This window comes from Mesorhizobium sp. 1B3 (genome assembly GCF_050958605.1).
Lineage (GTDB): Bacteria > Pseudomonadota > Alphaproteobacteria > Rhizobiales > Rhizobiaceae.
In genome coordinates, this window is record NZ_JBJHDO010000002.1 from 1 (window position 1) to 14,087 (window position 14,087).

Genomic DNA, 14,087 nt, shown 5'->3' on the forward strand with positions numbered 1-14,087 from the left:
TGCCAAGAAGATGACCGAGGAAATCGTCAAGGCCATGGATCACTGAGCCTTCGATCTTCTGAAACAAAAAGCCCGGCCGCGGCGCCGGGCTTTTTGCCTAGAGCATTTCGCAGCCGACCGGATTCGGTCGGCGTCGCGAGAATGCGGCAAAAACAAAGTCCTAAAGCGTGTCACCCGAATCCGATTGCCAGTGACACGCTTTAGGCGAACGTTCCGCCACCGTCTGTTGGGAAGTCTTCGTTCTACTGTTTCCTGCTCGTCTTGATCCGCGCCGCGGGTTGAAGCCTGAAACTGGTCACGCCCGCCGCGACATTGACACCGCTCTGTTGCTGGATGCTGACCGGCTGAAGACTGTAGGTCTTGTCGGAACCGCCAACCAGGACATTGGCGCCCGCACCGATCACAGCGGTGGCTTCCGCGCCGGCACCGACATAATCGCCTGCCAGCGCTCCGGTCGCATAGCGAGCGCTGGTCGGGGCCAGGACCAGCCATTGCATCAATGTACGCCCCGTAGCGCCGACATCGATACCGTATCTGGTTACAGTCCCGACATAGGTATCCCGCGGAAGGGCCCTGTTGGACGGCTGGTAAACGCATGTCGCGTTCTTGCGCGACGCCAGGATAAGCCCGACATTGCCTTCGGCCGTGCAGTCGAGCATGCCGACCTGGACCCATTTCGGCGACTGGGCAACCGCTGGCATTGTCGAGACGGCGGCAAGGCAGAGACCGCCGATAACCAATCTCTTCATCATTTCAAATCTCCTTGCAACTCACCCCTGCAATAACTGCTCAGGGGTTGCGTCGGTTCCAGCGACCTGGCGCTGGGCGGAAAGGCCGCCCGCCCGGTTCCGTTAGATTTTCGCCATCTTGAGCTGGAAGCTGCTGACACCAACCGCAAGGTTGAGCCCGGTTTGAGCCTGTACGCTCACCGGTTGCAGCGTGATCGTGTTGTTGGAGCCACCGATCAGGACATTGGCGCCGCCCCCGACCACCGCGCTGGCGTCGGCGCTCGCGCCGACATAGTCGCCCGTAAGGGCGCCGGCAGGGAACGGATCGGTGGTCGGTGCCAGAACCAGCCACTGCATGATGGTCTTGCCGGTCACTCCGACATCGAGTCCGAACTTGGTCACTGTGCCGACATAGGCCTCGGCCGGCCGATTCTGCTCCGACGGCTTGAACAGGCAGGCGAGTTCCTTCTGCGAGCCGATGATGAAGCCGGGGCCACCCTCGATCGTGCATTCGAGCATTCCGAGCTCGGTGCGCTCCTGCGCGAGGGCCGGTGCCGCGGATAAGGCCGCCGTCGATGCGGCTGCGAGGATCATTCGTTTCAGCATATCAAATCTCCATGCGTGTCCCGGCGTGATAACTTGCCAGAGGCTACATGGGTTCCGCTGCCCGCATCGTACGAGGGGCCGAAAGCGTTCCTCGTCCGGGCGTCGCGAAGCGCTGATCGCGCCGAGGAGATGCGATCGTTGCGGGACCGATCAGGTAGGAAGCTCAGCTTCGGGTGCGGCCCAAGCCTTCGCTCGCAGGTTTGTAATTCGGGTCGAGCTGGGCGGCGCGCGCATAGGATCTCGACGCCTTGTCCTTCTCGCCGCGCCGCTCGTAGACCAGCGCCTGATTGGCCCAGCTTTCGGCGACCCTGTCGTTCAGCTTGATGGCCGAGTTGAAGTCTGCGAAAGCGTTCTCGTCGTCGTTGAGAGCAATGTAAGAGAGGCCGCGGCCATTATAGGGCTCTGGCGCATCGGGCGACAGCGAGATGGCGGTCGAGAAATCCTCGATCGCGAAGGCATGCTGGCCTTGGCTCTGATAGATCAGGCCGCGATTATGATAGGCGCGCGGATCGGTCGTATCGAGCTGGATGGCTTTCTGGAAATCGTTGAACGCGTCCTGTGTGCGACCCGCCTTCCGATAGAGATTACCGCGCCCGATATAGGCTGAATCGTAATTGGGGTTGATCTGGAGGGCACGGTTATAGTCGGCGAGTGCCGCTTTCTGATCGCCCATGAAGCGGTGGATCAGCGCGCGGTTGGAATAGGCCTGGTAATAGCTCGGGTTGAGCTGGATGGCCTGATCAAAGTCCTGCAGCGCCTCGCGGTACTTGCCGCCGCGACCATAGGCGGAGCCACGGGTGTTGTAACTTTCGGGATCGCGCGGATTGCGCTGGATCACCGCGGTGAGGGACGAAATGTTTTCGGTGGAGCCTTGCGCCGCCTCGATCCTGGTCAGTTCGCCGGCTGGCCCGCTCTGGCATGCCGCCAGCGGCAGCATGGCTAGCATGGCAAGCACGGGGACATTGCCGCACCAGGGAAGTTTCCGACCGCCGCCCATGCCAATCATTCGCTCTTCCCTCTCAGTCGCGTTTCGCCCGTGTCGTGTCCCGACACCGAACGGGCCAAATAAAAAAGGTGGCGGCGATTCTCATCGCGCCACCTTCGGCAGTACCGTCGGAAAAGGACCAAAAATTGGCGTGGTCAGCGCGCCGGGCGAGCCGCAGCCGCAGGACGTCCGCCAGGAACGAGGCCTTCACGCTGGGCGCGCTTGCGGGCCAGCTTGCGGGCGCGGCGCACGGCCTCAGCCTTCTCGCGGGCACGCTTCTCGGACGGCTTCTCGTAATGTCCGCGCATCTTCATTTCGCGGAAAATGCCCTCGCGCTGCATCTTCTTCTTGAGAGCGCGAAGTGCCTGGTCAACATTGTTGTCGCGGACGAGTACCTGCACGTGTGTTCCTGTCTTTCCCGTTTGGTTCAGTTGGGTTGCCAGCACATAAGCTTTTGCCTCCGCGATGGCTTCCACCGCGAAATGTGGCGGGCAGATAGCAGAACAGGCGGCTCTTGTCGAGAGCTATTCCGTTATTCCGCCGCCTGCCGGGCCTCGGTGATATCAGGACCATCGGGGTCGCCGGGCTGAGTCTCGCAGCCGAGATCGGGAAAGGCGGCGACTCGCTTGCCGTGGAAATCGATCCGCAGGATCAGCAGCCCACGTTCCTCGAAATAGGCGAGCAGGCGACGCGCGCGTCGGGCCGAATGGGTGCCGTAGGCGCGCGCCAGCGTCGCGTCCGAGGGGCAGGGGTCGCCGGCGATTGCCGCCTGCGCCACCACGAGGAACACGCCTTGCAGATCGTCCGGCAAGCCTTCCGATAGGCTGAGCGCCTGCTGCCAGCCCTCGCTCGTCGCGACCTCGCCGCCGACTCCTGCCCGCGCCACGGCGTAGCGCCGGCGGAACGCCGAAAGCGAGAGGGGTGCGCCGGGAACGCGGCGGATCCGGCACCGTACCAGAAAATCCTGGTAAAGCACCGCGTCCGTGCGGAAGGAGGCGTCGGGATCCTCGAGGATCTCGCGCATTACCTGCTCTATTCCCGCATCCCGCTCGGCCTCGTCGATCTCGACCTCGGGCTCGGTTGTCGGCTCGACGGCGGGACGGGAGCGTACCAACTGGGCCAGGATGTCCGCCGTCGGCGTCGGGGGCGGTGGCGGTGGGCGGCGGACGATGGTGGGTGTCGTCTCTTCTGGGCCTGGAGTGAAAATCAGGTCGCGCGCGTCGGCGGGCGACTCCGGCAAGGGCGTGAGCTTCGGACTGGTCGAGCGTGCCGAGGTTTCGACCGCGCCGATGATCATGGGAAGGGGGCGCCGTGACAGGGCAGGCCCGAGCGCGACGAAATTGCCGCGCGCTAGGTCGCGGAACATCTCCGCCTGGCGACGGTCCATGCCGAGCAGGTCGGCGGCGCGCGCCATGTCGATGTCCAGGAAGGTGCGGCCCATCAGGAAGTTGGAAGCTTCGGCCGCGACGTTCTTGGCGAGCTTGGCGAGGCGCTGGGTGGCGATGACGCCGGCAAGGCCGCGCTTTCTGCCGCGACACATCAAATTGGTCATCGCCCCGAGCGACAGCTTGCGGGCATCGTCGGAGACTTCACCGGCGGCCGCAGGCGCGAAAAGCTGCGCTTCGTCGACAACGACAAGGACGGGATACCAATAGTCGCGGTCCGCATCGAACATGCCGCCCAGGAAAGCAGCGGCGGCGCGCATCTGCTGCTCCGCATCGAGCCCTTCCAGGTTGAGGACGGCGGAAACGCGATGCTGCCTGATCCTGCCGGCGATTCGCGTCAGCTCGGACTCTGCTCGTGCCGCATCGACCACGACGTGGCCGTACTTGTCGGCCAGCGTCACGAAATCGCCCTCGGGATCGATGATGCATTGCTGTACCCAGGGGGCGCTCTGCTCGAGCAGGCGGCGCAGCAGGTGCGACTTTCCCGAGCCGGAATTGCCCTGCACCAGGAGGCGCGTGGCGAGCAGCTCCTCGAGGTCGAGCCTGGCCGGCGCGCCCCCGGCCGCTGTTCCCATGTCGATTTCCACCTTCATGGCATCTCCCATAGCATCGCTCGGCGGCGGGAGGCAGCCGCCGGGCGGGAGATACCCACAAATGCCTGGGAAAGCCAAGGTGGGATCACGTCCGGTTGATGGAAACGCCTCCGTCGGCCAACAGCGCCGCGCCTGTGACGAAGCTGGAGGCTTCGCTTGCCAGATAAAGCGCGGTTTGTGCGATCTCCTGCGGGCGTGCGATCCGTTTCAGCGCGTGCAATCCATCGACGAAAGCCCTTTCGTCCGGTGTCTTGGCGGTCAGAGCCGGCGTGTCGACCCCGCCGGGGAGCAAGGCGTTTACCCGAATGCCCTGGCGCCCATGCTCGGCTGCGAGTGCCTGGGTGAGGCCGATGAGGCCGGCCTTGCCTGCCGCGTAAGCGGCCATTCCCGGCATGCCCACGGTGTGCCCGACGAAGCTTGCAGTGAAGATAAGGGATCCGCCGCCGCGTTCGACCATGGCGGGAATCTGGTATTTGGCGCCGAGAAAGGCGCCGGTGAGATTGGTGTCGATCGTCTTGCGCCAACTTTCCAGGGAAAGCCCTGTGACAGGGCCTGTCTCGCCGACTGTGCCCGCATTGTTGAAGGCGATGTCGAGCCCGCCGAACCGCCTGGTAGCAAGCTCGACCAGGGCCTCGCCGTAAGCCTCGTCCCTGACGTCGCCCGCAAGCACCGCGGCCTCGCCACCGGTATCCTCTATTTCGGCCGCCAACGCCTCGAGCTCGGGCTGCCGGCGGGCGGCGAGCACCAGCTTTGCCCCTTGTTCGGCGAAGAGAAGCGCGGTCGCGCGACCGATGCCTGAGCTCGCGCCGGTGATGATTGCGATTTTGTCGATAAGGGTGAACATTGTTTTACTCCTGTTTGCCGGGCGTTGGTCGCAAACGGAGCGCAAGACAGCCACCCGAAAGCCGCTAAAGGAGCAGGCGCAAAACGGCAATTCCCGTCGCAAATAGCGCAAGGGTGACAGCCGCCTTTCGCTAGTGATACCGTCGCATCTGACGTCAGGCGGCGTTTTCCGGCATTCTTCGAGGCGAGGGCCCATGCGGAAATTTTCGGTGTTCGCCATCGCGCGCGAGGCCATGCGCGGCCATGTCGGCTGGGAGGAGCAATGGTCGTCGCCCGAGCCGCGCAAGGAGTATGACGTCATTATCGTCGGTGCCGGCGGTCATGGCCTCGCCACTGCCTATTACCTTGCCAAGGAACATGGCGTCGCCAATGTGGCCGTGCTCGAGAAGGGCTGGCTCGGCGGCGGCAATACGGGCCGCAACACCACGATCATCCGCTCGAACTATCTCTATGACGAATCGGCAGGGATCTACGACCATGCCGTGAAGCTGTGGGATGGGCTGTCGCAGGACCTCAATTACAACGTCATGTATTCGGCGCGCGGCGTCATGATGCTCGCGCACAACGTCCACGATATCCAGGTGCTCAAGCGCCATATCCATGCCAACCGGCTGAACGGGATCGACAATGAATGGCTGACGCCCGAGCAGGCCAAGGAATTCTGCCCTCCGCTCAACATCTCCAGGGAAGCGCGGTATCCCGTCGTCGGCGCGGCGCTGCAGAGGCGCGGAGGAACGGCCCGCCATGATGCCGTAGCCTGGGGCTATGCGCGCGGCGCGTCGGCGCGCGGCGTCCACATCATCCAGAATTGCGAGGTGACCGGCATCACGCGCTCCCCCAACGGCCACGTTACCGGTGTCGAGACGACGCGTGGCTTCATAGGCGCCAGGAAGATCGGCGTCGTCGCAGCGGGCCATTCCTCTGTCATCATGCAGATGGCGGGCGTGCGCATGCCCCTGGAGAGCTATCCGCTCCAGGCGCTGGTATCGGAACCGGTGAAGCCGGTTTTTCCCTGCGTCGTCATGTCTAACACGGTGCACGCCTATATCTCGCAATCCGACAAGGGCGAGCTGGTCATCGGCGCGGGCACGGATCAGTATGTCTCCTATTCGCAGACCGGTGGGCTCCACATCATCAATCACACGCTCGATGCGATCTGCGAGATGTTCCCGATCTTCACCCGCATGAAGATGCTGCGCTCCTGGGGCGGCATCGTCGATGTGACGCCGGACCGGTCGCCTATCCTGGCCAAGACGCCGGTGCCGGGTCTCTATGTCAATTGCGGCTGGGGCACCGGCGGCTTCAAGGCAACGCCCGGCTCGGGCCACGTCTTCGCCCACACCATCGCCAACGACAATCCGCATCCGATCAATGCGCCCTTCACGATCGAGCGCTTCCGCACCGGACGATTGATCGACGAGGCGGCGGCCGCGGCCGTCGCGCATTGATGCGGCCGAGCGCCAAGCCATAACCAGGCAGGACAAGCATGCTTCTCATCCGCTGCCCCTATTGCGAGGAAGAGCGCCCGGAACTCGAGTTCCGCAATGCGGGAGAGGCGCACATCGCCCGTTCTCCTGATATCGCGTCGATCTCCGACGAAGATTTCGAGAAGTTCTTCTTCATTCGTTCGAACCCCAAGGGCATCATCTACGAGCGCTGGCGTCACGTTCATGGCTGCGCGCGCTTCTTCAACGCCGTACGCGACACCGTGTCCGACAGGTTCCTGACGACCTACAAGGCGGGCGAGCCCAAGCCGGACATCGCAGGAGCCGCGAACGACCCCGGCCCGGCCGCCTGGGCCAATCGACCGCCCGATCAGCTCAATGTGAAGAAGCCGGCGCGGAAGAAGTCAGATGGCACGAGGAGCGGGGCTCAATGAGGGTCATCGCTCTTGTCCACCCCCCTCTGTCCTGCCGGACATCTCCCCCTCAAGGGGGGAGATTGGCCTTCATCTTCGCTTTCGCCAATCGTCAACGCCGCAGAATGAGCGCCGTCATTGATGACAGCCGATCTCCCCCCTTGAGGAGGAGATGTCCGGCAGGACAGAGGGGGGTACGAACAGTCGCAATATTGCCGGACCGTCACCCCGCAACGCCGACAGCCGCCCCGGAGCGCATCGCATGACCACCTCCCACCGCATTTCTGGGGTCGGCCGCCTGACGCCTGCGAAGACCGCGCGTTTCACCTTCGACGGCAAGAACTACACCGGTATTGAAGGGGATACGCTTGCTTCGGCGCTGCTCGCCAACGGCATCCACCTTGTCGGGCGTTCCTTCAAGTATCACCGGCCACGCGGCATCCTTTCCGCCGGCGCCGAGGAGCCCAACGCGCTCGTCACCGTTGAACGCGATGCGGCGCGCAAGACGCCCAATGTCCGCGCCACGGTCCAGGAACTTTACGACGGGCTGTCCGCCATATCGCAGAACCGCTGGCCGTCGCTTTCCCTCGATGTCGGAGCGGTCAGCGACTTCGCCTCGCCCATGTTCTCCGCCGGGTTCTACTACAAGACCTTCATGTGGCCGAAGGCGGCCTGGAAGAAGATATACGAGCCGAACATCCGCGCCGCCGCGGGCCTCGGCGTGGCGCCCGATCAACCGGATCCCGACCATTATTCCTCCCGCTTCGCCCATTGCGACGTGCTGATTGTGGGCGGCGGCGCGGCTGGCATCGCCGCGGCTCTCGCCGCAGCCGAAACCGGCGCGCGGGTCATCATGTGCGACGAGCAGGCGGAATTCGGTGGAGCGCTGCGCTTCGAGACGGGCGCGCGCATCGAAGGCGCTGACGGCTGGGACTGGGCGCAGAAGGCGGTCGCCTCGCTGAAGCGCATGGGCAATGTGCGCGTGCTGACGCGCACCACTGCCTTCGGCTACTACGCGCAGAACTTCGTCGGTCTCGTCGAACGCGTCACCGATCATCTCGCCGGACCGGACCGCGCGCTTCCGCGCGAACGGCTCTGGCAGGTGCGCGCCAAACGCGTGGTGCTGGCCACCGGCGCGATAGAGCGGCACATGGTCTTCGCCGATAACGACCGGCCCGGCATAATGCTCGCCGCCGCCGCGCGCGCCTATCTCAATCATTATGGCGTCGCCGTGGGGCGCAACGTCGGTGTCTATACCGCAAACGACTCCGCCTATGCGGCCGCGATCGACCTCAAGAAGGCTGGGGTCAATATCGCGGCGATCGTCGACCTGCGCGACAATCCGACCGGTCCGGCGGTCGACGAGGCGCGCTCGCTCGGCATCGAGATCAATCATGGACGCGCGGTGATCAGGGCTGGCGGCAGGCTGCGCGTTTCCTCCATGACGATACAGCCCAAGCAGGGCGGGGGCGAGCGCACCATTCCCGTCGACGCGATCCTGATGTCGGCCGGCTGGACGCCTTCCGTGCATCTCTTCTCGCAATCGCGCGGCAAGGTTGCCTTCGATGAGGCCACGAAACGATTCCTGCCGGGCACCTATGCGCAGGGGTGCGTTTCGGTCGGCGCGTGCAACGGCACTGACGGATTGGAGGGAACGGTGGCCGAGGCGCTTGCCGCCGGTCTGCGAGCGGCGAAGGAGGCCGGCGTTCAGGCAGGCAAGGCCCTCAAAATGAAAGTCGACGATACCGAGGCCTGGACGGGCGGCATGCTGGGGGCCGGTCCGGGCGCTGGCGAAGACAGCAAGGTCAAGGCCTTTGTCGACTTCCAGAACGACGTGACCGCCAAGGACATTCGGCTCGCCGTGCGCGAGGGCATGCGCTCGATCGAGCATGTCAAGCGCTTCACCACGACGGGAATGGCGACAGACCAGGGCAAGACATCCAACATGCACGGTTTGGCCATCGCGGCCGAGACACTGGGCAAGGAGATACCGGAGGTCGGTCTCACCACGTTCCGTGCGCCCTATACGCCGGTGACCTTCGGCGCCATCGTGAACCACTCGCGCGGGCCTCTCTTCGATCCGACCCGCAGGACGCCGATTCATCCTTGGGCAGCCGCCCAAGCTGCGGTGTTCGAGGATGTCGGCCAATGGAAGCGGGCGTGGTACTTCCCACGGTCCGGCGAGGACATGCATGCCGCGGTGAACCGCGAATGCGCCACGGTCCGCAAGACAGCCGGGCTGTTCGACGCTTCGACACTCGGCAAGATCGAAGTCGTCGGGCCGGACGCGGCGAAGTTCATGGAACTCATCTACACCAATCCCTGGGAGAAGCTGGAGCCCGGCCGCTGTCGCTACGGCATCATGCTGCGGGAGGATGGTTTCATCTATGACGATGGCGTGGTGGGGCGGCTTGCGACCGACCGGTTCCATGTGACGACGACCACCGGCGGCGCCGCACGCGTGATGAATCACATGGAAGACTATCTCCAGACCGAATTCCCGCATCTCGACGTCTGGCTCACCTCGATTTCGGAACAGTGGGCCGTCGTCGCCGTGCAGGGGCCGAGGTCGCGCGACATCATCGCACCGCTGGTGGAGGGCATCGACCTTTCCGATGCGGCCATGCCCCACATGTCGGTGCGGGAGGGCCGGATCTGCGGCGTGCCGACGAGGCTCTTCCGGATGTCTTTCACCGGCGAGCGCGGTTTCGAGGTCAATGTGCCCGCTGATTACGGCCAGGCGGTTTGGGAAGCGCTGTGGGCCCAGGGGCAGAAGCACGGCGCCTGCGCCTATGGCACAGAGGCCATGCATGTTCTGCGGGCGGAAAAGGGGTACGTCATCGTCGGCCAAGATACGGACGGCACCGTGACGCCCGAGGATGCCGGGCTTGATTGGGCCGTCGGCAAGAAGAAGGCCGATTTCGTCGGAATCCGCGGCTTGATGCGCCCCGATCTCGTGGCCAAGGGGCGCAGGCAACTCGTCGGGCTGAAAACCAGGGACCCCAATCTCGTGCTCGAGGAAGGCGCGCAGATCGTAGGCAATCCGGCTCAGCCCGTGCCGATGACGATGATCGGCCATGTCACGTCGAGCTACTGGTCGGAAAATTGTGGCCGTTCGATCGCTCTGGCGCTGGTCGCAGGCGGCCGCGACCGCGTGGGCGAAACGCTATACGTGCCGATGCCGTCCGGCGTCATCGAGGTGGAAGTGACCGGAATGGTGGCCTTTGACGAGAAGGGGGAGCGCCTCAATGGCTAAGGCAGCTTCGAAGTCCCGCGCCTCGGTTGCCGCGGAGTTGGAACGCAGGCCGGCGCTAGCCGGGGTCGATCTCTCCGCGAGGGGTGTCCGGATCTCAATGCTGCCGCCGGCCGAGCGCATTTCGCTGCGGGCGCGTGGCGCCTCTGTCGCAGCCCTGTCGAAGGCGCTCGGCTTGATGCTGCCACAAAATCCGAAGACTTCAGCCGCCAAGGATGCTCGGACGGCGCTGTGGCTCGGGCCAGACGAATGGCTGGTGATCGACGAAGCGGGCAAGGATCCGGGTACGGATTGCGCAAAGATATCCGCGCTACACTCGGCAGTCGGCATCTCGCATCGCAATATCGCGATTTCAGTCGAGGGACCCGGCGCCGAGGCGACGCTCGCCGCCGGCTGCCCGCAAGACCTGTCGCTCGTGGCTTTCCCGGTCGGCGCCTGTTCGCGCACGATCCTCGGCAAGGTCGAGATCGTCGTCCTGCGTACGGCGGAAGATGCATTCAGGATAGAATGCTGGCGTTCGTTTTCGGACTACGTCTTCACCTTCCTGTCGGAAGCAGCCCGCGACGCAATGGCGTGAGGCACTGCCTCAAAACCCGAAGGACTGCTGCGCCGGCTCGGGCGGCGCAAGGCGTACGCCTTCGAGCTCCAGCATGCGCATCTTCGCCACGGCGCCGCCCGGCGCCGAGAAGCCGCCGACCTTGCCACCGGCTGCCAGCACGCGATGGCACGGGATGAGCAGCCCCACCGGGTTCCTGGCCATCGCCTGACCGACGTCGCGCGCGGCTTCCGGTCCCGCACCCAATTGCTTTGCCAGCGCGCCGTAAGTTGTCGTGTGGCCCCAGCCGACCTGCCGGGCAGCCGCATAGATGCGCTTGAAGAATTCGTCCTGGTCGCCGAGGTCGAGCGCAAAGCCCGAGAAATCCGTCTCCTCGCCCTCGAAATAGCGACGGACGGCGGAGATCGCTGCCGCCACCTCAGGCGTCGGTGTTCCGGGCTTCCCTCCGGGCAGGCGGCGCAGGAGGCCCCGTTCGGTTGCCTCGGCGTTTCGGGTCGGCAACTGGAAGCGCGTAATACCGACATCGTTCCACGCGATGCCGCAGAAACCTCCAGCCGTTTCGAAGACGGTATAGTGATGCTCGGTCTGGCCCATGACACGGCCCTCATCTTTTCAGCTTACGCCAAAGATCGTGCGTCCACGCCTCGAACTCAACCCGATTCCTGCAGGCTCCTGACGTTTCAGGTCATTTCCGGACGTGGCTGCGCCGTCACCGTGACTTTATCGGCCACGCTCCGACGGATGATCGTGAAGACCAGAGCCTGGCCGATCCTATCGCCAGTGAGCAACCGCAAGAGATCATCGACGCCCGTGAGCGCCCTTCCGTCGATCGCCGCGATGACATCGCCGTCGCGCAGGCCGGCACGGTCGGCGGGTCCGTCCGGCTCGACCTTGCGGATCCTGACTGCGGTGTCGCTGATGATCTGCGTTGCCAGGGCCACGCGTCGCGGTAGCGCGACGGTGTCGGCCGAAATGCCGATGAAGGCACGCCGTACGCGCCCATGGCGGATGATCTCCGACACGACATGACTGGCGGTGTTGGATGCAACGGCGAAGGCGATGCCTTGCGCACCCAAGATGATGGCGGTGTTGATGCCGATCACTTCGCCGCTCGACGCCACGAGCGGTCCGCCCGAGTTGCCGGGGTTGAGCGCGGCATCGGTCTGCACGACATCATCGATCAGGCGTCCCGTGGCGGAGCGCATCGATCGGCCGAGCGCCGAGACCACACCTGCCGTCACCGTCCATTCGAAGCCCAGCGGATTGCCGATGGCGATAGCGATCTGGCCGCGCCGCAATTTCTTGGAGTCGCCCAGCCGTGCCACGCTGGCAAAGCGGCCGTCGGCGCGCACCAGGGCGATGTCGGTGTCCGGGTCGCTGCCGAGCACCCGGCCTTCCGTCGAACCGCCATCGGGCATGGTGACGCGGACTGTCCTGGCAGTGCCGACCACATGGCTGTTGGTGACGACCAGGCCGTCCGGCGAGATGGCGAAACCGGAGCCATGGCCGGCTTTGTTGCCGACGTGCTCGATGCGCGCCACCGCTGGCCCGACGAGGTCGACCGCGTCGGAGACGGATTGCGAATAGGCATCGAGCAAAAGGGCGTCGTTGTCGCCGTAGAGATCGTGTGCGGCTTCGCCCATCTTTCTCTCCATTTCAAAGGGTTGCTTTGTTCCTATATGTGCGGAGCACGGAAACCCGGCGCGACCTGACCGGATGGGGAGGCTAGCCCTCTGGCGAGTAGGAACCGGGGTGAAGTTCCGCGATATCTGGGCGACCGAAGCCCAGGAGGCGATCATGGCAAAGTTCAATCTCCCCGATTTCTCGCGCGCCGTGGCGGAGCTCGCCGCGAAGGCGGCGCCTTCCGTCATCTGTCTGAACGTCCATCCGCGCCACACGACCAGCGCCTTCCACTGGCGCGACGGGCTATATGTCACCGCCGAGGAAGGCATCGACACCGGCGAGGAACTCGAGGCCACGCTTCCCGGCGGTACGGCCGCCAAGGTGGAATTGCTTGGCCGCGATCCGTCCACCGGCATTGCGTTGGTCAAGCCTGAAGGCCACTCTTCTTCCCACTCGTTCGCGTCAGCGAAGGACATCGCGGCGGGCGCCTTCGCCGTCATCGTGGGCGGCAGCGGCGGGTCGCCGCTCGTCGCCTTCGGCATGGTCAGCGAATACGGCCCTTCCTGGCGCAGCATGCGCGGCGGTCTGATAGATCATCGCATCGGCCTGGCCGCGCCACTGGATGGGCGCTTCGAAGGCGCGGCCGCGCTGGATACCGAGGGAGGGCTGATCGGTCTGGTGCTGTTCGGCCCGCGCCGCCGTCCGCTGGTCATTCCGGCCGAGACGGTCGAACGGACAGCATCCGCGCTGCGGGAGAAAGGTCATATCGCGCGGGGTTATCTCGGTGCTGGCCTACATCCCGTGCATCATTCCTCGATCCGGGGCGCCATGGTGATGAGCCTCGACGAGGGCGGTCCGGCCCGTGCCGCGGGTCTGCATCTCGGCGACATCGTGACAGCGTGGAATGGCGAAGAGGTCCATGGCCCCCGGGACATGATCCGCCGGCTGGGTTCGGACAGCGTCGGCACCATTGTCACGCTCGCCATCGTGCGCGGCGGAGAGCAGCGCGACCTCTCCGTCACCGTCGGTTCGCGGCCGATGAGCTAGGTTTTCGATGGCGCAGCAGACCATCATGATCGCGTTGATGCTCGCCGATCTCGAGAGGGCAGAGGAGCTTCTGTCCGCGATATCGGAAGAGCGTGACATGGTGGTGTCAGACGCCGCCGATCAAGCCGACGTGGTCGTCACGGATGGGCTGCCCCGTGATGCCGTCACTCCGCATGTCGTTTGGGGCGGCGAAGCGACCGGACAGGCCAATGCCCGCGCGATGCTGGCCGAAGGGGTCGGCGTGAGCGTCGTGGTCGCAGCGATCCGTCTGGTGGCGGCGGGTTACCGGATGGAGCGGGACAATCCATCCGGCCGGGCGTCTGACGAACCCACCTCCGGTGGGCATTATCATCTGAGCGCGCGCGAGCGCGAGGTGCTGGCCCTTCTTGCGGAGGGAGCACCCAACAAGATCATCGCCCGTCGCCTCGGTATTTCCGTCCACACGGCCAAGTTCCATGTGGCAGCGGTCGTGAGCAAGCTCGGCGCGGCCAATCGCACCGAAGCGATCGGCATCGCCATGCGCGAGGGGCTGGTCCTGATTTGAGCGGTA

The 14,087-nt window shown here is 64.7% G+C and carries 14 protein-coding genes; 6 read left to right on the forward strand and 8 right to left on the reverse strand.

The window, feature by feature from the left end:
* Positions 1-242: 242 nt before the first annotated feature.
* The 6 genes from ACCO56_RS05125 to ACCO56_RS05150 form a co-directional block, all read right to left on the reverse strand.
* Positions 243-752, reverse strand: coding sequence for a DUF992 domain-containing protein (locus tag ACCO56_RS05125; protein ID WP_433638363.1), 510 nt, complete (start codon positions 750-752; stop codon positions 243-245).
* Positions 753-851: 99 nt separating this feature from the next.
* On the reverse strand, positions 852-1,334 hold the full coding sequence (locus ACCO56_RS05130; protein WP_433638365.1) for a DUF992 domain-containing protein: 483 nt from the start codon (positions 1,332-1,334) through the stop codon (positions 852-854).
* A 163-nt stretch (positions 1,335-1,497) separates the two neighbouring features.
* Positions 1,498-2,340, reverse strand: a complete 843-nt coding sequence (locus ACCO56_RS05135; RefSeq protein WP_433638367.1) for a tetratricopeptide repeat protein — start codon at positions 2,338-2,340, stop codon at positions 1,498-1,500.
* Positions 2,341-2,474: 134 nt separating this feature from the next.
* The gene (gene rpsU, locus ACCO56_RS05140; RefSeq protein ID WP_433638368.1) at positions 2,475-2,720 is read right to left on the reverse strand and encodes a 30S ribosomal protein S21; all 246 of its coding nucleotides are present in this window, start codon (positions 2,718-2,720) and stop codon (positions 2,475-2,477) included.
* 131 nt (positions 2,721-2,851) lie between these two features.
* Positions 2,852-4,357: a helicase HerA domain-containing protein gene (locus tag ACCO56_RS05145; RefSeq protein ID WP_433638371.1), complete on the reverse strand. Its 1,506-nt coding sequence runs from the start codon at positions 4,355-4,357 to the stop codon at positions 2,852-2,854.
* Between the two features lie 85 nt (positions 4,358-4,442).
* A complete protein-coding gene (locus tag ACCO56_RS05150) occupies positions 4,443-5,201 on the reverse strand; it encodes an SDR family oxidoreductase (RefSeq protein ID WP_433638374.1) in 759 nt (252 codons plus the stop codon).
* Between the two features lie 193 nt (positions 5,202-5,394).
* On the opposite strand from ACCO56_RS05150, the gene ACCO56_RS05155 reads away from it, so the two are divergent.
* The 4 genes from ACCO56_RS05155 to ACCO56_RS05170 all read left to right on the forward strand — a co-directional run bounded on the left by ACCO56_RS05155 (position 5,395) and on the right by ACCO56_RS05170 (position 10,888).
* Positions 5,395-6,648 carry a sarcosine oxidase subunit beta gene (locus tag ACCO56_RS05155; RefSeq protein WP_433638377.1) on the forward strand — a complete coding sequence of 418 codons (1,254 nt, stop codon included), beginning with the start codon at positions 5,395-5,397 and terminating at the stop codon, positions 6,646-6,648.
* Positions 6,649-6,686: 38 nt separating this feature from the next.
* Entirely contained in the window at positions 6,687-7,079 is a 393-nt protein-coding gene (locus ACCO56_RS05160) for a sarcosine oxidase subunit delta (protein WP_433638380.1), read from the forward strand.
* 241 nt (positions 7,080-7,320) lie between these two features.
* On the forward strand, positions 7,321-10,314 hold the full coding sequence (locus ACCO56_RS05165; protein ID WP_433638382.1) for a sarcosine oxidase subunit alpha: 2,994 nt from the start codon (positions 7,321-7,323) through the stop codon (positions 10,312-10,314).
* A complete protein-coding gene (locus tag ACCO56_RS05170) occupies positions 10,307-10,888 on the forward strand; it encodes a sarcosine oxidase subunit gamma (protein ID WP_433638384.1) in 582 nt (193 codons plus the stop codon). The genes ACCO56_RS05165 and ACCO56_RS05170 overlap by 8 nt, the downstream gene beginning before the upstream one ends.
* Positions 10,889-10,897: 9 nt before the next feature.
* Here ACCO56_RS05170 and ACCO56_RS05175 read toward each other — a convergent pair whose 3' ends face one another.
* Together ACCO56_RS05175 and ACCO56_RS05180 are read right to left on the reverse strand one after the other, a co-directional pair.
* A complete protein-coding gene (locus tag ACCO56_RS05175; RefSeq protein WP_433638386.1) occupies positions 10,898-11,461 on the reverse strand; it encodes a methylated-DNA--[protein]-cysteine S-methyltransferase in 564 nt (187 codons plus the stop codon).
* 86 nt (positions 11,462-11,547) lie between these two features.
* Entirely contained in the window at positions 11,548-12,510 is a 963-nt protein-coding gene (locus tag ACCO56_RS05180; protein ID WP_433638388.1) for a S1C family serine protease, read from the reverse strand.
* Positions 12,511-12,619: 109 nt separating this feature from the next.
* Between ACCO56_RS05180 and ACCO56_RS05185 the strand changes: the two genes are divergently transcribed.
* The gene (locus ACCO56_RS05185; RefSeq protein ID WP_433638391.1) at positions 12,620-13,537 is read left to right on the forward strand and encodes a S1C family serine protease; all 918 of its coding nucleotides are present in this window, start codon (positions 12,620-12,622) and stop codon (positions 13,535-13,537) included.
* 7 nt (positions 13,538-13,544) lie between these two features.
* On the forward strand, positions 13,545-14,081 hold the full coding sequence (locus ACCO56_RS05190) for a response regulator transcription factor (protein ID WP_433638392.1): 537 nt from the start codon (positions 13,545-13,547) through the stop codon (positions 14,079-14,081).
* The last annotated feature ends 6 nt before the right edge of the window (positions 14,082-14,087 follow it).